This is a genomic window from Klebsiella ornithinolytica, assembly GCF_030505655.1.
GTDB classification, from domain to species: Bacteria; Pseudomonadota; Gammaproteobacteria; order Enterobacterales; family Enterobacteriaceae; genus Klebsiella; species Klebsiella ornithinolytica.
Map to the genome: position 1 here is coordinate 3501629 of NZ_CP130153.1, position 18422 is coordinate 3520050.

Annotated in this window: 15 protein-coding genes; 3 read left to right on the forward strand and 12 right to left on the reverse strand. The window is 56.7% G+C overall.

Features of this window, described 5'->3' with window-relative positions; all coding sequences use genetic code 11:
- Nucleotides 1-82: 82 nt before the first annotated feature.
- The 8 genes from fabF to yceD form a co-directional block, all read right to left on the reverse strand.
- On the reverse strand, nt 83-1324 hold the full coding sequence (gene fabF / locus Q1L34_RS16785) for a beta-ketoacyl-ACP synthase II (protein ID WP_004860514.1): 1242 nt from the start codon (nt 1322-1324) through the stop codon (nt 83-85).
- A gap of 86 nt (nt 1325-1410) precedes the next feature.
- A complete protein-coding gene (gene acpP / locus Q1L34_RS16790) occupies nt 1411-1647 on the reverse strand; it encodes an acyl carrier protein (protein ID WP_000103754.1) in 237 nt (78 codons plus the stop codon).
- Between the two features lie 210 nt (nt 1648-1857).
- Nucleotides 1858-2592, reverse strand: a complete 735-nt coding sequence (fabG, locus tag Q1L34_RS16795) for a 3-oxoacyl-ACP reductase FabG (RefSeq protein ID WP_004860512.1) — start codon at nt 2590-2592, stop codon at nt 1858-1860.
- A gap of 12 nt (nt 2593-2604) precedes the next feature.
- Entirely contained in the window at nt 2605-3534 is a 930-nt protein-coding gene (gene fabD, locus Q1L34_RS16800) for an ACP S-malonyltransferase (protein ID WP_004860511.1), read from the reverse strand.
- Nucleotides 3535-3549: 15 nt separating this feature from the next.
- Complete coding sequence (locus Q1L34_RS16805; protein ID WP_004860509.1) at nt 3550-4503, reverse strand: beta-ketoacyl-ACP synthase III; 954 nt, start codon at nt 4501-4503, stop codon at nt 3550-3552.
- Nucleotides 4504-4556: 53 nt separating this feature from the next.
- On the reverse strand, nt 4557-5654 hold the full coding sequence (plsX, locus tag Q1L34_RS16810; RefSeq protein WP_071824628.1) for a phosphate acyltransferase PlsX: 1098 nt from the start codon (nt 5652-5654) through the stop codon (nt 4557-4559).
- 201 nt (nt 5655-5855) lie between these two features.
- The gene (rpmF, locus tag Q1L34_RS16815; protein WP_000290724.1) at nt 5856-6029 is read right to left on the reverse strand and encodes a 50S ribosomal protein L32; all 174 of its coding nucleotides are present in this window, start codon (nt 6027-6029) and stop codon (nt 5856-5858) included.
- Nucleotides 6030-6045: 16 nt separating this feature from the next.
- On the reverse strand, nt 6046-6567 hold the full coding sequence (gene yceD, locus Q1L34_RS16820; protein WP_004860507.1) for a 23S rRNA accumulation protein YceD: 522 nt from the start codon (nt 6565-6567) through the stop codon (nt 6046-6048).
- Between the two features lie 141 nt (nt 6568-6708).
- Between yceD and Q1L34_RS16825 the strand changes: the two genes are divergently transcribed.
- Nucleotides 6709-7293 carry a Maf family protein gene (locus Q1L34_RS16825; protein WP_015584648.1) on the forward strand — a complete coding sequence of 195 codons (585 nt, stop codon included), beginning with the start codon at nt 6709-6711 and terminating at the stop codon, nt 7291-7293.
- A 465-nt stretch (nt 7294-7758) separates the two neighbouring features.
- Here Q1L34_RS16825 and rluC read toward each other — a convergent pair whose 3' ends face one another.
- Nucleotides 7759-8712, reverse strand: a complete 954-nt coding sequence (gene rluC, locus Q1L34_RS16830; RefSeq protein WP_015584649.1) for a 23S rRNA pseudouridine(955/2504/2580) synthase RluC — start codon at nt 8710-8712, stop codon at nt 7759-7761.
- Between the two features lie 828 nt (nt 8713-9540).
- Here rluC and rne point away from each other — a divergent pair.
- Complete coding sequence (gene rne / locus Q1L34_RS16835; RefSeq protein WP_327204202.1) at nt 9541-12837, forward strand: ribonuclease E; 3297 nt, start codon at nt 9541-9543, stop codon at nt 12835-12837.
- A 697-nt stretch (nt 12838-13534) separates the two neighbouring features.
- Here the strand turns inward: rne and Q1L34_RS16840 are convergent.
- A complete protein-coding gene (locus Q1L34_RS16840) occupies nt 13535-14563 on the reverse strand; it encodes a LysR family transcriptional regulator (RefSeq protein WP_160873617.1) in 1029 nt (342 codons plus the stop codon).
- Between the two features lie 16 nt (nt 14564-14579).
- On the opposite strand from Q1L34_RS16840, the gene Q1L34_RS16845 reads away from it, so the two are divergent.
- Nucleotides 14580-15794, forward strand: coding sequence for an MFS transporter (locus tag Q1L34_RS16845; protein WP_142631703.1), 1215 nt, complete (start codon nt 14580-14582; stop codon nt 15792-15794).
- 54 nt (nt 15795-15848) lie between these two features.
- Here Q1L34_RS16845 and murJ read toward each other — a convergent pair whose 3' ends face one another.
- Together murJ and Q1L34_RS16855 are read right to left on the reverse strand one after the other, a co-directional pair.
- On the reverse strand, nt 15849-17384 hold the full coding sequence (gene murJ / locus Q1L34_RS16850) for a murein biosynthesis integral membrane protein MurJ (protein ID WP_015584653.1): 1536 nt from the start codon (nt 17382-17384) through the stop codon (nt 15849-15851).
- Between the two features lie 112 nt (nt 17385-17496).
- Nucleotides 17497-18420, reverse strand: coding sequence for a Gfo/Idh/MocA family protein (locus tag Q1L34_RS16855; RefSeq protein ID WP_065906312.1), 924 nt, complete (start codon nt 18418-18420; stop codon nt 17497-17499).
- Between the last annotated feature and the right edge of the window lie 2 nt (nt 18421-18422).

Sequence of the window (18422 nt, forward strand, 5' to 3'; positions counted from 1 at the left end):
ACAAGCAGAGAAAGCTGAAGAAAAAAGAAGGCCCGCATTTTATGCAGGCCTGAGTCAGGATTTAGCGGCAGGCGCGACGGGCTTAGATCTTTTTAAAGATCAGTGAACCGTTGGTGCCACCAAAGCCGAAGGAGTTACACAGCGCGTACTCCATACCGGAAACCTGACGCGCTTCGTGCGGAACGAAGTCCAGGTCACAACCCTCATCCGGATTATCCAGGTTGATGGTCGGCGGAACCACGCCATCGCGCAGCGCCAGGATGGAGTAGATCGATTCTACTGCTCCGGCGGCGCCCAGCAGGTGCCCGGTCATTGATTTGGTTGAGCTGACCATCACGCGGCTTGCAGCATCGCCGAAGACAGATTTAACCGCCTGCGCTTCTGCTTTATCGCCCGCCGGCGTCGAGGTGCCGTGCGCATTGACGTAAGCAATCTGGCCCGGTTCAATCCCTGCATCGCGGATGGCATTCACCATCGCCAGGGCCGCACCGGCACCATTCTCCGGAGGAGACGTCATATGGTAAGCATCGCTGCTCATACCAAAGCCGACGATTTCCGCGTAGATTTTCGCGCCGCGTTTTTTGGCGTGTTCGTACTCTTCCAGCACGACCATACCCGCACCGTCGCCCAGCACAAAACCGTCACGATCTTTATCCCACGGACGGCTTGCCGCCTGCGGATTGTCGTTGCGGGTTGAGAGCGCACGCGCGGCACCAAAGCCACCCACGCCAAGCGGGGTACTGGCTTTTTCCGCACCGCCGGCCACCATTGCGTCAGCATCGCCGTACGCAATGATACGCGCAGCCTGACCAATATTGTGTACGCCAGAGGTACAAGCGGTCGCGATAGAAATACTCGGCCCACGCAGACCAAACATGATGGTCAAATGCCCGGCCACCATGTTAACAATTGTAGACGGTACAAAGAACGGGCTGATCTTACGAGGTCCGCCGTTGGTCAACGAACTGTGGTTTTCCTCGATCAGGCCGAGACCGCCAATGCCGGAACCAATAGCGGCACCGATGCGGGTTGCGTTCTCTTCCGTTACTTCAAGACCAGAATCCTGCATGGCCTGAACGCCAGCGACAATTCCATATTGAATGAAGGCATCCATCTTGCGCTGTTCTTTGCGCGAGATAATGTCATCACAGTTAAAATCCTTTACTAAGCCAGCAAATTTTGTTGCATAGGCGCTAGTATCGAAATGGTCGATCAGGCTGATGCCACTCTGACCGGCAAGGAGAGCTTTCCAGGTAGACTCTACGGTATTGCCGACAGGAGACAACATGCCCAGTCCGGTCACAACTACACGACGCTTAGACACGGTTGTCCTCCAGGGAGGGAAAATAGATTCTTGTGGGACAAAAAGATAAAACTCAGGCGGTCGAATGACCGCCTGGAGATGTTCACTTACGCCTGGTGACCGTTGATGTAATCAATGGCAGCCTGAACAGTGGTGATTTTCTCAGCTTCTTCGTCCGGAATCTCAGTATCAAACTCTTCTTCCAGAGCCATTACCAGCTCAACGGTGTCAAGAGAATCAGCGCCCAGGTCTTCAACGAAGGAAGCATTGTTGGTAACTTCTTCCTGCTTAACGCCCAGCTGTTCGCCGATAATTTTCTTAACGCGTTCTTCGATAGTGCTCATACTCTTAAATTTCCTATCAAAACTCGCTTTCGCGATGGTTTTCGTAGTGTATAAAATGTTGAAAAATTTGCAACTAAATCCCGGCAGGTCTTACCACGATTTTACGCTATTTTGCGGGTGTTTGCCCTCAGAACGCAAATCATTTTGCACAAAACCGCATTCGGGATCGCACAGACTGCGCGGTTCCTGAGCGTTTTGTGCAAATCTCGGTCAGACCATATACATTCCGCCGTTGACGTGCAGGGTTTCACCAGAGATGTAACCTGCTTCGTCAGAAGCTAAGAACGCAACCGCACTGGCGATTTCTTTTGCATCGCCGAGGCGACCCGCAGGAACTTGCGCCAGAATACCCGCACGCTGATCTTCAGACAGCGCACGCGTCATGTCCGTTTCAATAAAGCCCGGAGCAACAACGTTAACAGTAATACCGCGGGACGCGACTTCACGTGCCAGCGATTTACTAAAACCAATCAGACCCGCTTTCGCCGCAGCGTAGTTGGCCTGACCAGCATTTCCCATGGTACCGACCACAGAACCGATAGTAATAATGCGGCCGTGACGCTTTTTCATCATAGCGCGCATTACTGCTTTTGACAGACGGAAAACTGATGACAGGTTGGTTTCGATAATATCGTTCCACTCATCATCTTTCATTCGCATTAACAGGTTATCACGAGTAATACCGGCATTATTAACCAGGATATCAACTTCACCAAACTCTGCGCGAATATTTCCCAGAACAGATTCGATAGATGCCGGATCGGTCACATTCAACAGCATACCTTTGCCATTAGCACCGAGGTAATCGCTGATCGCCTGCGCACCGCTCTCGCTGGTGGCCGTGCCGATCACTTTTGCGCCACGGGCGACAAGCGTTTCTGCGATTGCGCGGCCGATGCCGCGACTTGCACCGGTAACCAGCGCGATTTTTCCTTCAAAACTCATGGTATTCCTCTTTTATTGCTCAAGCGCCGCAGACATCGCTGCTGGCTCGTTAAGCGCGGAAGCGGTCAGGGTGTCAACAATACGTTTGGTCAGACCGGTGAGGACTTTACCCGGCCCCACTTCATACAGATGCTCTACGCCCTGGGATGCCATAAACTCAACGGTTTTGGTCCACTGAACCGGGCTGTACAGCTGGCGAATCAGCGCATCGCGAATCGCGTCTGGCGCCGTTTCACACTTCACATCAACGTTGTTCACCACCGAAATAACCGGTGCGTTAAAGGTGATGTTTTGCAGTTCAACCGCCAGTTTTTCCGCCGCAGGCTTCATCAGCGCGCAGTGGGATGGGACGCTCACCGGCAGCGGCAGCGCACGTTTAGCACCGGCAGCTTTGCAGGCGGCACCGGCACGCTCAACGGCTTCTTTGTTGCCGGCAATGACCACCTGGCCCGGCGAGTTAAAGTTGACAGGAGCCACGACCTGCCCTTCGGCAGACTCTTCACAGGCTTTGGCAATAGACGCATCGTCAAGACCGATAATCGCTGACATGGCGCCGGTCCCTTCCGGAACAGCTTCCTGCATAAATTTGCCGCGCATTTCGACCAGACGCACCGCGTCGGCAAAATCAATCACGCCGGCGCAAACCAGCGCGGAATATTCACCCAGGCTATGACCCGCCAGCAGAGCCGGGGTCTTACCGCCCTGCTGCTGCCAGACGCGATACAGCGCCACGGAAGCAGTCAGCAGCGCAGGCTGAGTTTGCCAGGTTTTGTTCAGTTCTTCCGCCGGGCCCTGCTGAGCAAGCGCCCACAGATCGTAACCCAACGCCGCAGAGGCTTCACGGAAAGTTTCTTCGATAACCGGATACGCCGCTGCCATGTCAGACAACATGCCGACCGTCTGAGAACCTTGTCCCGGGAACACAAAAGCAAATTGCGTCATGTCTAAATCCTTATACTAAAAACGAACCAGCGCGGAACCCCAGGTGAAACCGCCACCAAAGGCTTCCAGCAGAATCAGCTGACCACGCTGGATGCGGCCATCGCGAACCGCTTCATCCAGCGCACAGGGAACGGAAGCCGCGGAGGTATTGCCATGACGATCGAGCGTCACCACCACGTTATCCATCGACATTCCCAGTTTTCTCGCCGTCGCGCTGATGATGCGCAGGTTAGCCTGATGCGGTACCAGCCAGTCCAGCGCCGAGCGATCGAGATTGTTCGCCGCCAGCGTCTCATCAACAATGTGCGCCAGCTCGGTCACGGCAACTTTAAACACTTCGTTGCCCGCCATCGTCAGATAGATCGGATTTTCCGGCTCTACGCGATCGGCGTTCGGCAGCGTTAACAGCTCGCCGTAGCGGCCATCCGCATGCAGGTGGGTGGAAATGATCCCCGGCTCTTCAGAAGCGCCCAGTACGACGGCTCCCGCGCCATCACCAAAAATAATGATCGTCCCGCGATCGTCAGGATTGCAGGTGCGCGCCAGAACGTCAGCGCCAATCACCAGCGCGTAGTCCACGGCTCCGTTTTTCACGTATTGATCGGCGATGCTCAGCGCGTAGGTAAACCCTGCGCACGCCGCCGCTACGTCAAAGGCCGGGCAGCCATTAATACCCAGCATAGCCTGAATCTGACACGCTGAACTTGGAAATGCGTGAGTACCCGAGGTGGTCGCAACAACGATCAGACCAATTTGCTCCGGTTTAACGCCCGCCATATCCAGCGCATTTTTTGCCGCTTCAAAACCCAGCGTAGCAACGGTTTCATTCGGTGCAGCAATACGACGTTCACGGATACCCGTACGAGTGACAATCCACTCGTCAGACGTCTCTACCATTTTTTCCAGGTCGGCGTTAGTACGCACTTGCTCGGGCAGATAACTGCCGGTACCAATAATCTTCGTATACATGTACGCTCAGTCACTCTTGGGTAATATACCCGCCTTGTTCAAACCGCTGGTCGTCAGCCTTCTTCGTTCGTCCCGCTTTGCTGCCGGGAGTTCCCGTTTCTGTCGCCCGTGGGCAGTTCGAAACCTGCTGGGTATAAAGATTCCAGGCGAGCGGCGATCCGCTGAGGAATTTGCCGCTGCACCGCCTGCACTGCCTGCTCTATCGCCACGCTGAAGGCGCGCTGATTGGCAGCACCGTGACTCTTAATCACGGAACCGCGCAATCCTAACAGACAGGCGCCATTATACTGGTCGGGGTTGAGGTGACTGAATCGCCTGGCCAGGCTTTTTTGTAACCAACGCTTCAATAACAGCAGCCACCACGACCGTTTTTTGCCCTCACCCTGTGATTTCAGCAGCGAGAGGAACATTCTGACAACACCTTCCATAGTTTTTAATGTGACGTTGCCCGTGAATCCATCACAAACCAGCACATCGGTTTTGCCCGTCAATAGTTCGTTGGCTTCAAGATAGCCGATATAGTTCAGCGACGGCAGTGTCTTTAGCACCGCAGCGGCATCGCGAATACTGCTGAGGCCCTTCATCTCTTCTTCGCCGATGTTCAGCAGCGCGACGCGGGGGTTCTCAATGCCGACCACTTCTTCGGCCAGTACGGCGCCCATCACCGCAAACTGCACCAGCATCGTACTATCGCAATCTACGTTGGCGCCTAAATCAAGCACCACCGTTTTGCCCTTTTGCTGATGCGGTAAGACCGTCACCAGCGCCGGACGCTCAATCCCTTCAATGGGTTTGAGTAATAATTTTGCCAGCCCCATCAGCGCACCGGTATTCCCCGCGCTGACGCAGGCTTCCGCCCGCCCTTCTTTTACTAACTCCAGCGCCACGCGCATTGAGCTTCCGCGGCTACTGCGGATCGCCTGAGCGGGCCGCGCATCACTAGCAATAACTGACTGCGCAGGGATCACCTGCAGTCGCGAACGTTGTTCGAAATCAGCTTTGGCAAGTAATGGCGTGATGGTGTCGGGGTCGCCGACTAAAAGAAGTGTGAGTTGCGAATTAGAGTTCAGTGCCTGCAGTGCTGCAGGCACTGTCACGGATGGGCCAAAATCACCCCCCATGACATCTAACGCCAGGGTTAGACGTGTCAAGGTATCGTCGCTGCCCGGTTCGGTTATTCCCCAGTCACCTGGGGAAATCCTCGCTAAGCTTCATCACGCTTATACTCTTTGTCTTTCACGCTGCAAGTATGTTGACTGCGCTTGTTCATCCCGATCGCATAGTTGTCTATGCTGCCGGCGATGTCCTCGCTTACGCCTCTTGCCGCGCGAAATCCATGGAGTAGTGCGTGATTACTTAGCGATAACCTTGCGACCGCGGTAGAAACCGTCGGCAGTGATGTGGTGACGCAGGTGTTTCTCACCAGAAGTTTTGTCTACAGACAGGCTGGTGACTGCGGTCAGAGCGTCATGGGAACGACGCATGCCACGTTTGGAACGGGTTGGTTTATTCTGTTGTACGGCCATGGACCTTACTCCTCAATTACTTATGCTTTAAGCTGGCTAATACGGCAAATGGATTTGGTTTTTGTGCCTCTTCAGGCAGTTCACCAAAGACCATGTCCGCGTCGGACACTTCACAGTGTTCAGAATCATGCACCGGAACTACAGGCAAGGAGAGAATGATTTCATCCTCAACCATCGCTTGCAGGTCGATTTCACCGAATTCGTTAACCTCAATCGGCTCATACGCTTCCGGCAGTGCTTCGGCCTGTTCGTCATTTCTGACGGGGCTAAAACAATACGTTGTGTGGACATGATGGGGGAACGGTTTCCCGCAACGCTGACATTCGAGGGTTACTGATACCTTTGCATCGCCGGTAATAACGGCAAGGCGCTGATTATCAATAGCGAACGACATGCTGCATTCCACATCGGTGTCCACGCTGACGACTGAATCGGCTACACGTTCAACCTGATCACGGGCATAAATACCTTCGTAATCGAGGCGTTTTTGAGCCGTGCGAACCGGATCGAGAGTCAGGGGTAATTTTACCTTTTGCATAGGGCGCGCATATTAACTTTGTAATGTCATAGAGTCAAAGAAAAAGGCAGCCTCAGGTTGCCTTTCGCCATTTATTCGCACACATTGCGGCCCATAGTTTAAAATGATGCTCTTCGAAGCGCTATATGTGGATGAAAAAATATGTCTGAGCTTATCCTGGCATCGACATCGCCCTGGCGGCGAATGTTGCTGGAAAAACTGGCGATGCCGTTTGACTGCGCGGCGCCTGACGTCGACGAAACCCCTCATCCAGGCGAACCCGCCCGCCAGCTTGTGGTCCGTCTGGCACAGGCAAAGGCGCAGGCTCTTGCCGAGCGCTATCCGCGGCACTTAATTATCGGTTCCGATCAGGTCTGCGTCCTCGATGGCGAAATTACCGGCAAGCCGCACAGCGAAGAGAATGCGCGCCTGCAGTTAAGGAAAGCCAGCGGCACGATTGTGACCTTTTATACCGGGCTGGCGCTTTATAATTCCGCCAACGGCCATCTACAAACCGAGTGTGAACCCTTTGATGTCCATTTTCGCCATTTAAGCGAGCAGGAAATAGACAATTATGTGCGCAAAGAGCGTCCGCTGCACTGCGCCGGGAGTTTTAAAAGTGAAGGACTGGGCATTACCCTCTTCGAACGCCTGGAAGGACGCGACCCGAATGCGCTGGTGGGCCTGCCGCTGATCGCCCTGTGTCAGATGCTACGCCGGGAAGGCTGTAATCCGCTGTTGCGCTAGCCGTTTATTCTGCCGGGCCGGAACCGCCGTTCTGGCCTGCTTCTTTGCCCTGGGTTTTCCCGTCTCAACCAGTCATCTCTTTTCCCCTGTCGACTGAAATGACCGTGGATTCACTCACGCGTCGACCCCGGCTGCCCATTACTCCGCCAGCCTGATTAGATGGCGCGGACTGTCGGTCTGTTTATCCATCCGCTGGTGGACGACACAACACGGCTATTGCCGAAGTCAGGATGGCGCTGACAACAGGTCAGTGGCTGCGGGGAGCGAGTCGACCGCTGTCTGGCGCCTGACCCGGAGGTCTGGCGATGGAGTACACCGGCAATCTTGATTGGTTGTGGTATGGGGATATCGCGCAGGCGCGGCATGCTGCGGATGAATTGACCCGGAAAGGTGTAAAGGTCGCGGTGAAGGCTGGCACAGCGACGCGGCAGATGACAGCGGCGGACTCACCGTCCGCCGGGACGATCATTTGCTATTACGTAGCACCTGCAGGCAGCGCTTCAGCTGGTTATCCAGCGGCGCTTCGACACGCATTACTTCCCCGGTCCCCGGATGAGTAAATTTCAGCGCGGCGGCATGGAGGAACAACCGATTCAGGCCGGTGCCAGCCAGCTGTTTGTCAAACTCGCGGTCGCCATAACGGTCGTCAAAAGCAATCGGGTGGCCCGCATACTGCGTGTGAACGCGGATCTGATGCGTACGCCCGGTAACCGGACTGCAGCGAACCAGCGTCGCGTGCGTATAGCGCTCTTCAACCTTAAAGCGCGTCTCCGACGGTTTTCCTTCCTGACTGACGCGAACGATACGTTCGCCGCTCTGCAGAATGTTTTTCAGCAGCGGTGCCTGCACCACTTTGGTGTGCGACTGCCACTGCCCGCGCACCAGCGCCAGATAATCCTTCTGCATTCCTTTTTCGCGCAGCTGTTCATGCAGCGAACGCAGTGCGGAGCGCTTCTTCGCCACCAGCAGTACGCCGGAGGTATCACGGTCAAGGCGGTGAACCAGTTCGAGGAAACGGGCTTCCGGACGCAGCGCGCGCAGGCCTTCAATGACGCCGAAACTCAGGCCGCTGCCGCCGTGCACCGCGGTACCGGAAGGTTTATTCAGCACCAGAATATGGTCATCCTCATACAGAATCACATCGGCCAGCGCCGACACCTTCTGCAGATGCGGGGAGACGGCTTCTTCTTCACGCTCGGCAACCCGAACGGGAGGAATGCGGATTTCGTCGCCGGCTTCCAGCTTGTATTCCGGCTTGACGCGTTTTTTATTCACCCGCACCTCGCCTTTACGCAGGATGCGATAAATCATGCTCTTCGGTACGCCCTTTAGCTGCGTACGCAAAAAGTTATCGATGCGTTGCCCCGCTTCATCGGCGGTAATGGCAACCATTTTTACGCTTGGAGTCTCAGTTTTCATGGTGCGCGATTCTAAATAGCCCGACGCATTAGCGCCACTCATTTTTATATGCTTATATTTATCATTATCCGGTTTTCATTGAATGCTTCATCAGCGTTTTGTTTGTTATTAGAACAATCTGTATGCGCTGGTGAAAAAACTGTGAGTAACCGGGTGATAAAAGGTAAAAGTCAACTTGCTATAACAAGGTTAGCAATGGAATAATGATGCCGTTTTCCGTGTTGAATCTTGTTAGAACAAGAAATTAGCGGAATGACCAATTTTGTCTGACCGATCATCCACGCAGCAATGGCGTAAGACGTATTGATCTTTCAGACAGTTAGCGGGCTGCGGGTTGCAGTCCTTACCGGTACAGGCCTCTATGGATTTCACGTCGCAGGAAGGCGTCGACTCCGGGTATTCCCGGGTGCTCTACTCAGTCCGCTGATTGAGATGAGCGGGTTAAGCCACTACATCTGTAACGTGAAAGACGACGAGATATACGCAAAATTATTCAGGATGCGCCAAGGCGGCGAAAGAGAGAATCTCCGGAACTGACATCATCAGTAGGTCAGCGACAGGGGTGAACGAGCAAGCCGAAGCAGAAGCAACCTGAAAAATGACGTGTATAAATGGAATCTTCTCTGGTGATACATCCCAGGCTGTTCCCCTGCTAATTGCGCTGTGTTTCCGTTTGAAATACAGGCGACCGACACTCTGCGCCTCTTAAGCGCGCGACAACCGTGAGGTTGGCGACGTGAAACAGACACGAGGCCATCGGTTTTCCCCGGCAAGGCAATACTCTGCCCGCAGCTTAGTCGTCAATGTAAGAATAATGAGTAAGTTACGATGAAAAGAATGTTAATCAACGCAACTCAGCAGGAAGAGTTGCGCGTCGCCCTTGTTGATGGGCAGCGCCTGTACGACCTGGATATCGAAAGCCCCGGGCACGAACAGAAAAAAGCGAACATCTACAAAGGCAAAATTACCCGTATTGAACCTAGCCTTGAAGCCGCGTTTGTTGATTACGGCGCCGAGCGTCATGGTTTCCTCCCCCTCAAAGAAATCGCCCGCGAATACTTCCCTGCCAACTACAATTCTCACGGTCGTCCGAATATTAAGGATGTTCTGCGTGAAGGTCAGGAAGTAATTGTTCAGATTGATAAAGAAGAACGTGGCAACAAAGGTGCCGCGCTCACCACCTTTATCAGCCTGGCGGGTAGCTATCTGGTACTGATGCCGAACAACCCGCGCGCGGGCGGCATTTCACGCCGTATCGAGGGTGACGACCGTACCGAACTGAAAGAAGCGCTGGCCAGCCTTGAGCTGCCGGACGGCATGGGGCTTATCGTGCGTACCGCGGGCGTCGGCAAATCTGCCGAAGCGCTGCAGTGGGACCTGAGCTTCCGTCTGAAACACTGGGAAGCCATCCAGAAAGCCGCTGATAGCCGCCCGGCGCCGTTCCTGATTCATCAGGAAAGCAACGTCATCGTGCGCGCCTTCCGTGATTACCTGCGCCAGGACATCGGCGAAATCCTGATCGATAACCCGAAAGTGCTTGAGCTGGCTCGCCAGCACATCGCTGCACTGGGTCGCCCGGATTTCAGCAGCAAAATCAAACTGTACACCGGTGAAATCCCGCTGTTCAGCCATTACCAAATCGAATCGCAGATTGAATCCGCCTTCCAGCGCGAAGTGCGCCTGCCTTCCGGCGGGTCAATCGTTATCGACAGCACCGAAGCGTTAACCGCTATCGATATCAACTCCGCTCGCGCCACCCGCGGCGGTGACATCGAAGAAACGGCATTCAACACGAACCTGGAAGCGGCCGATGAGATTGCCCGCCAGCTGCGTCTGCGTGACCTCGGCGGCCTGATTGTCATCGACTTCATCGACATGACGCCGGTACGCCACCAGCGCGCGGTTGAAAACCGCCTGCGCGAAGCGGTACGTCAGGATCGTGCCCGTATCCAGATCAGCCATATTTCTCGCTTCGGCCTGCTCGAAATGTCGCGTCAGCGTCTGAGCCCGTCGCTGGGTGAATCCAGTCATCACGTCTGCCCGCGCTGTAGCGGTACCGGCACCGTTCGTGATAACGAGTCCCTGTCGCTCTCGATCCTGCGTCTGATTGAAGAAGAAGCGCTGAAAGAGAACACCCAGGAAGTTCACGCTATCGTGCCTGTGCCGATTGCGTCCTACCTGCTGAACGAAAAACGCGCTGCGGTGAGCGCCATCGAAACCCGTCAGGGCGACGTTCGCGTGATCATCGTCCCGAACGATCAGATGGAAACCCCGCACTACTCCGTGCTGCGCGTACGCAAAGGTGAAGAGACCTCTACCCTGAGCTATCTGCTGCCTAAACTGCATGAAGAAGAGATGGCGCTGCCTGCGGACGAAGAACCGGCCGAGCGTAAACGCCCTGAGCAGCCGGCTCTGGCCACCTTCGTGATGCCGGACGTACCGCCTGCACCCGAGCAGGAAGTTCCTGTTGCCGCACCTGCCGCCGCAAAACCAGCGGTTGCCGCTGCCGCGCCGGCGCAGCCTGGTCTGCTTTCGCGCTTCTTTGGTGCCCTGAAAAACATCTTCTCCGGTGCAGAAGAAGCTAAACCGGCAGAACCTCAGGTAGAGAAGAAAGCCGAAGAGAAACCGGAACGTCAGCAAGAACGTCGCAAACCGCGGACCAACAATCGCCGCGACCGCAACGATCGTCGTGATAACCGTGATAACCGCGACGGTCGTGATAACCGCGATAACCGCGCTGAAAATAGCGAAGGCCGTGAACCTCGTGAATCCCGCGAGGAAAACCGCCGTAATCGTCGCGAGAAACAGCAGCAGAATGTCGAGCCGCGTGAATCTCGCCAGACGGTGACCGAGGATGCTGAAAAAGGCAAAGCGCGCGATGAGCAGCAGCCGCGTCGTGAGCGTAATCGTCGTCGTAACGATGAGAAGCGCCAGGCGCCGCAGGAAGCTAAGCCACAAACGCGCGAAGAGCCGGTAGTCCAGCAGGAAGCCGAGCAGGAAGAACGCGTTCAGACGATGTCTCGTCGTAAACCGCGTCAGTTATCCCAGAAGGTTCGCATCGAGTCTGCGGTCGCAGAAACGGCCGCTCAGGTTGCTGAAACCGCGGCTGCGGTCCAGCCGGAAGCTGTCGCTCCGCGCACGGAACTGGCGAAAGTCGATCTGCCTGCCGTCGTTGAAAGTAACGGCGACCATGACGACAACAACGAGTCTCGCGAAGCCAACGGTATGCCGCGTCGCTCTCGTCGCTCGCCGCGTCATCTGCGCGTCAGCGGTCAGCGCCGTCGTCGTTACCGCGATGAGCGTTACCCGACCCAGTCGCCGATGCCGCTGACCGTAGCCTGTGCATCTCCGGAAATGGCGTCAGGTAAAGTGTGGATTCGTTACCCGGTTGCCCGTCCGCAGGATCAACAGCAGGAAGAACAGCAGGTTCAGGCCTCCGTGACTGAAACTGTCGCTCCTGTTGCTGTCGCTGAAGCTGCCATTGCAGAAGTGGTCGCCCCGGCGGTTGCCGAAGCAGCGCCTGTTGCCGCCGAACAACCTGTCGTAGCCGAAGCGACCGTCGCTGAAGCCGCGCAGACTGTTCAGCCGGAGGTCGCCCGCGAAACCGAGGTTGCTCCGCAGGATATTATCGCCGCAGAAGCGCCGGTAGTTGAGGCAGAAAGCATTGTTGCGCCGGTTGTTGCCGAGCCGGAAACAGTAGCGGTAGACACGGCTGCAGAAGCCGTTGTTGAGGAACCTGCCCCGGTTGTGGCAGCAGAAGCTCCGGCACCGCAGGTCATTGAACCGGCGCCGGTGGTTGAAGCTACTCCGGTAGTTGAAGCTACTCCGGTAGTTGAAACTGCTCCGGTGGTTGAAGCTGCTCCGGTGGTTGAAGCCGCGCCGGTCGTCGAATCAGCGTCTGCTCCGGTCGTGGTCGCTACACCAGCGGCAGCGGTTGTCGTGTCTCATCGCCACGCCACCGCCCCGATGACGCGTGCTCCGGCGCCGGCCTACGAGCCAGAAGCGCCGCGTCACAGCGACTGGGTTCGCCCGTCGTTTGCCTTTGACGGCAAAGGCGCAGCAGGCGGCCACAGCGCAACTCACCAGGCGACGGCGGAACCTACCCGTCCACAACCTGCCGAGTAAACGCGGTACGTCATAAAAAACCGGCCACAGGCCTAATGCGGGTTACTTAAAGGTAACCCGCATTTTTTTTTGCTTTATCGCCGGACAGGGTGATGCCGGTAAACGGTGGTTGGCGCGAAAGGGGTCTGCCGCGGGGGTGCAGTGGAGTATTCCGTTCACTTTTGTGGCATGTTCCGTTCACGATAAATCCGCCACTTTTCTCCCCCCCGCTGCGGGTGAACGGCATTGCGCTGAAAACGGCCGCTGCGCGGTATGCTCCACTCCGTCTTCATCTGGCGGAGGCAAGCCTTACAGGGAGGTGGCCTCTTGCCGTCCCCCAACAGCCAGACGGCGGAGACAAAGGTATCGCGTCGCGACGATTTTCCTGCCGCAATGCCGGGTTCCCAGGGCCAGGCGAAACCGGCCTTGTGCCGTTCACCTGTCGCGCAGGAAACAGCAGCGTGCGGAATCTCACGTGAACGGAATATTCCACACAACACATGCGCCAGAGTACGAAGACCTCTTTCGCATAAACCAGCGTAAAAATGACATCCCTGGCTTAACAGCGAACGACGGGACAGAAACTCCTGCAGAGATGTTGAAAACCTGACCACGCCGCATAAAAAACGATAATCTCCGTGAGATGACGGATTCCTACACCTCTGCCGGATCGGTCAGCCGATCCTTAAACAATCGATATTAGCCTCTGGCCGTTTCTTTATTCCCCCTCCGGGCGCTGCATCCCGGCAACCTGCGGCATCACTTCGCGCATCAGATCGAGAAACTTCCGCAGGCGGGTCGGATAATAACGCGCCCACGGATAGACCAGGTGGACCGGCAGCGGAGAGGCCCGCCACTGCGGAAATGGCTCAATCAGCCGACCGGCGGCAATATCCTCCGTCACAGCCCAACTCGACACGATAGCAGCCCCCAGCCCCGCCAGCGCCGTATTACGGGCCACATACACGCTATCGGTGCTCAGGCACGGCACAATACCAAACGAAAGCTCCCGGCTATCCTCCTGATGCTGCAACTCCACTTCATGTTGATAAAAGGTACTGATGGCCACCCACGGCAGCCGCGACAGATCCTGAGGTATCGCTAATGCCGGATAGCGCGACAACAGCTCCGGGGCGACCACCAGACTACGCGGAACTTCGGCCAGCAGCACCGACACCGTGGCCGGGTCAACTTCAGCCCCCACCCGAATCGCACAATCGATATTGTCACTGAGAAAATCGACGGTTTTGTCATTCAGCATCCACTCCACCGCCAGCTGCGGATAGCGCTGCAGAAAACTGACCAGCGGCCCCAGCAGCTGCTGCTGACCAAAGGCATGAGGCGCACGCACGCGCAGTACCCCTACCGGCCGCTCGTCGGCGATACTCATCTCGTCCTCCAGCGCCAGCCAGGCATCTACCACCTGACGCGCATGCTGGTAACAGCGTTCGCCATCATCGGTGAGCTTCATCGCATGGGTTGTGCGCAGGATCAGCCGGCTACCGAGCATACTCTCCAGCGACTGCAGACGGCGGCTGACCGTCGCCTGGGTAGTCTCCAGCTGCCGCGCCGCCGAAGAGAGTGAACCGGCCTCGACGATTCGAATAAAGGTCCGCATCAGTTCGATGCGATCTATACGCTCCTGCCTCTTCATTATCATTTTCTCTATACGTGAAACGTATAACCGTTTTACCACCACGCTATCTACCGCGCCAGCGGCATTCGGGGAAGAATAGCGCCATCTCATCTACGAGGACTTCATCATGACCCCGACTCCACTATCCTCCCGCGAGGCAGGCTGGATCATTTTTATACTCGCTCTTGGCGCTGGTTTTAGCGTTGCCTCTATTTATTACGCCCAGCCCCTGCTCCCGCTGATGGGTGCCAACCTGCGCCTGAGCGTTGAAGGGATGGGTCTCGTCCCGACCCTGACCCAGGCGGGCTACGCGCTGGGCATTCTGTTTCTGCTGCCGCTCGGCGATCGCCACGACCGGCGGACGCTGATTCTGCTGAAAAGCGCGGCGCTGGCGGTCCTGCTACTGCTGTGTAGCCTGACGGACCAGCTCACTTCACTGCTGGTGGTCAGCTTACTGATCGGGATGGCCGCGACGATGGCGCAGGATATTGTTCCGGCAGCAGCGATTCTGGCCCCGGCCGGTAAGCAGGGAAAAATGGTCGGGACGGTGATGACCGGCCTGCTGCTGGGGATTCTGCTCTCGCGGACCGTCAGCGGCCTGGTCGGGGCGCTGTTCGGTTGGCGGGTGATGTATCAGGCGGCAGCCGTGAGTATCGCTCTCATCGGTCTGCTGATGTGGCGTATTCTTCCCCGCTTTGCGATTCACTCCACGCTAAGCTATCCGCAGCTGATGAAATCCATGGCGCATCTGTGGCAACGCTATCCTGCGCTGCGACGCGCGGCAATGGCTCAGGGCTTTTTATCCATAGCCTTCAGCGCCTTCTGGTCAACGCTGGCGGTGATGCTGCTCGCACATTATCAGATGGGCAGCGCCGTGGCCGGGGGATTCGGCATCGCCGGAGCGGCCGGAGCCCTTGCCGCCCCGCTGGCGGGTGGCCTGGCCGATAAATATGGCGCGGGAAGAGTCACTCAACTGGGTGCAGGCCTGGTGACCCTCTCTTTTGCCCTGATGTTCCTGATGCCGGTCCTGCCGCCACATGGTCAGCTGCTGCTAATCGGTCTTTCGGCCATCGGCTTCGATCTCGGTCTACAGTCCAGCCTGGTCGCGCACCAGAATCTGGTTTATAGCCTCGAGCCGCAGGCTCGCGGTCGCCTGAACGCCCTGCTGTTCACCGGCGTGTTTATTGGGATGGCGCTCGGTTCAGTACTCGGCAGTCGGCTATACGTGGTCGCCGGCTGGAACGGTGTTGTTGTTCTGGCCGTGGTCACCGGCGCGATTGCGCTCGCGATTCGTCTGCGGGAAAGCGCCCGTCTGGCATCCGTAGCGCGCGCAGTCCGATAAAAAAAGACCCGCTCCGCCATGCGGAACGGGTCTTTTTCAATCCGGCGAATGACCTCAGGCCGTACGTCGGGCAAACTCTTTTACCCGGAAGCCCAGCGCCATTAAGGTGGCAAAATACGCCACTACGCCCGCCGCCACAACCGCCATCAGGCGCAGCAGACGGAACGGCATGGAGCCCTGCGACCACTCCGGCATGATATACATCATACCCAGCAGCGCCGCCGACATCACCAGCACCGCAACCACCAGGCGCAGCAGGAAGGAGAACCATCCCGGCTGCGGAGTAAAGATCTTTTGCTTACGCAGCTGCCAGTACAACAGACCGGCGTTAAGACAGGCCGCCAGGCCGATAGAGAGCGACAGCCCGGCATGCTTCAGCGGGCCAATAAAGATCAGGTTCATCACCTGGGTCATAATCAGCGTAACGATCGCGATTTTTACCGGGGTTTTAATGTCCTGCCGTGAATAAAAGCCCGGCGCCAGTACCTTAACGACAATCAGTCCCATCAGTCCGACGGAGTAAGCCACCAGCGCGCGTTGGGTCATCGCCGCATCAAACGCGCTGAATTTCCCGTACTGGAACAGCGCCACGGTGAGCGGCTTCGCCAGGATCCCCAGCGCCACGGCGCTTGGCAATGCCAGCAGAAAGCACAGGCGCAGCCCCCAGTCCATCAGGCGGCAGTACTCATCATGATTACCGCTGGCAAAGCTTTTTGACAGCGATGGCAGCAGGATAGTCCCCAGCGCCACGCCAAGGACCCCGGACGGAAACTCCATCAGGCGATCCGCGTAATACATCCACGACACCGAACCGGATACCAGGAACGAGGCAAAGATGGTGTTGATAATCAATGAAATCTGGCTGACGGAGACGCCGAGGATCGCCGGCCCCATCTGTTTGACCACCCGCATTGCGCCGGCATCTTTCAGGTTAATGCGCGGCAGAACCAGCATGCCAATCTTTTTCAGATGCGGCAGTTGATAGGCCAGCTGCAGCACGCCGCCGACGGTGACCGCCCACGCCATCGCCAGCATAGGCGGATGGAAATAGGGTGCGGCAAACAGAGCAAAACCAATCATACTGACGTTGAGGAACGTCGGAGCGAAAGCGGGAACGGAAAAACGGTTCCAGGTGTTGAGAATCGCCCCGGCTAGCGACGCCAGTGAAATCAGCAGAATATAAGGAAAGGTGATGCGCAGCAGCTGGGTGGTCAGGGTAAATTTATCCGGGCTGTCGGCAAAACCGGGCGCGGTCACGGTAATCACCCAGGGTGCCGCCAGCATTCCAAGAACGGTAACGACCGCCAGAACCAGCGTCAGCAGGCCAGAGACATAGGCCACAAACACGCGGGTCGCATCTTCGCCCTGCTTGCTTTTATATTCGGCAAGAATGGGAACAAATGCCTGAGAGAACGCCCCTTCAGCGAAGATACGGCGCAGCAAATTCGGTAATTTAAACGCGACGAAAAAGGCATCCGTCGCCATCCCTGCGCCAAAAATTCGGGCGACGATAGCATCACGCGCAAACCCCAAAACGCGTGAAAACATGGTCATCGAACTGACTGCTGCCAGTGATTTTAAAAGGTTCATTAACGTGTTATTCCACAACCCTGAAGTAAAACGCCCGCGATTGCGGGCGCTGGAAAGTGGCGATAGTCTACCGGGTTCGTCATGAATTACTACTCCCAGATGTTACAACCAATTATTCACTCATTGCCTCGCGCCAGAGTTTTTCGACCACCCGTTGCGCCAGCAGCGCCTGTTCACCCGCAGTTTCCGGAACCGTCTGATTTTGCACGCATTCGATGAAGTGGCGAGCGCAGCCGGCAAAACCCCGTTGCTCGAGCGTGGTTTGCCAGCCCGGAACCGGGCGCATAATCACCCCCTGACCGCGCTCTTCCTGCCATTCACGCATATCACAGACGGCGTACAGTCCGCCGTCAGTCACCGCCTGCACCCACTCCCGCTGACTACCGGCACGCCGGTGCATGCTGGTGGTGACCTCCAGTTGAGGCGTGCTGAAGTGGTGTTCGGCGTAGAGCATTTCGCCCTGAGCCGTGGTGTGCAGCGAGCCGCCGCTCAGGCGCGCGGTACCGCCCGCCAGCCACAGCGCGGTATCCACCACATGCAGATAATCATCCAGCAACGTAAAACGCAGATCGTGGCCGATGCTGTCGCTGCGATGTTTATCCATGCGCAGCGATGCGGCGCCGCCCATCTGCGTTTTGAGTTCACGATACAGCGGCGCAAAGCGACGGTTAAAACCGACCATCAGCGTGAGCTTGCGGCGCGCCGCCAGTTCGACCAGCGACTCTGCCTCATTCAGCTTATCGGCCAGCGGTTTATCCACGCACACATGCACCCCGGCATGCAACAGGCGGCTCACCACCTCAAAATGCGAAGCCGTTGAAGTATGCACAAAGACCGCGTCACACTGCGCCGCCAACTGCTCCAGCGAGTCGGCATAAGGAATGCGCCAGGCGTCGCAGATGCGTAGCGCTTTCTCTTTACCCGGCGACCAGGCCGCCTGCAGCGTCCAACCGTCTGCGGCGCCCAGCACCGGCAGCCAGGCCTTCTGCGCGATGCCCCCTAACCCCACCACGCCAATGCGTAATTTCGCGGTCACGA

Coding starts and splice junctions, on each gene's coding strand:
- Q1L34_RS16805 (WP_004860509.1), bottom strand. CDS start 4,503: ATGTATACGAAGATTATTGGTACCGGCAGTTATCTGCCCGAGCAAGTG.
- rne (WP_327204202.1), top strand. CDS start 9,541: ATGAAAAGAATGTTAATCAACGCAACTCAGCAGGAAGAGTTGCGCGTC.
- rluC (WP_015584649.1), bottom strand. CDS start 8,712: ATGAAAACTGAGACTCCAAGCGTAAAAATGGTTGCCATTACCGCCGAT.
- yceD (WP_004860507.1), bottom strand. CDS start 6,567: ATGCAAAAGGTAAAATTACCCCTGACTCTCGATCCGGTTCGCACGGCT.
- rpmF (WP_000290724.1), bottom strand. CDS start 6,029: ATGGCCGTACAACAGAATAAACCAACCCGTTCCAAACGTGGCATGCGT.
- Q1L34_RS16845 (WP_142631703.1), top strand. CDS start 14,580: ATGACCCCGACTCCACTATCCTCCCGCGAGGCAGGCTGGATCATTTTT.
- Q1L34_RS16825 (WP_015584648.1), top strand. CDS start 6,709: ATGTCTGAGCTTATCCTGGCATCGACATCGCCCTGGCGGCGAATGTTG.
- acpP (WP_000103754.1), bottom strand. CDS start 1,647: ATGAGCACTATCGAAGAACGCGTTAAGAAAATTATCGGCGAACAGCTG.
- fabG (WP_004860512.1), bottom strand. CDS start 2,592: ATGAGTTTTGAAGGAAAAATCGCGCTGGTTACCGGTGCAAGTCGCGGC.
- murJ (WP_015584653.1), bottom strand. CDS start 17,384: ATGAACCTTTTAAAATCACTGGCAGCAGTCAGTTCGATGACCATGTTT.
- Q1L34_RS16840 (WP_160873617.1), bottom strand. CDS start 14,563: ATGAGATGGCGCTATTCTTCCCCGAATGCCGCTGGCGCGGTAGATAGC.
- fabD (WP_004860511.1), bottom strand. CDS start 3,534: ATGACGCAATTTGCTTTTGTGTTCCCGGGACAAGGTTCTCAGACGGTC.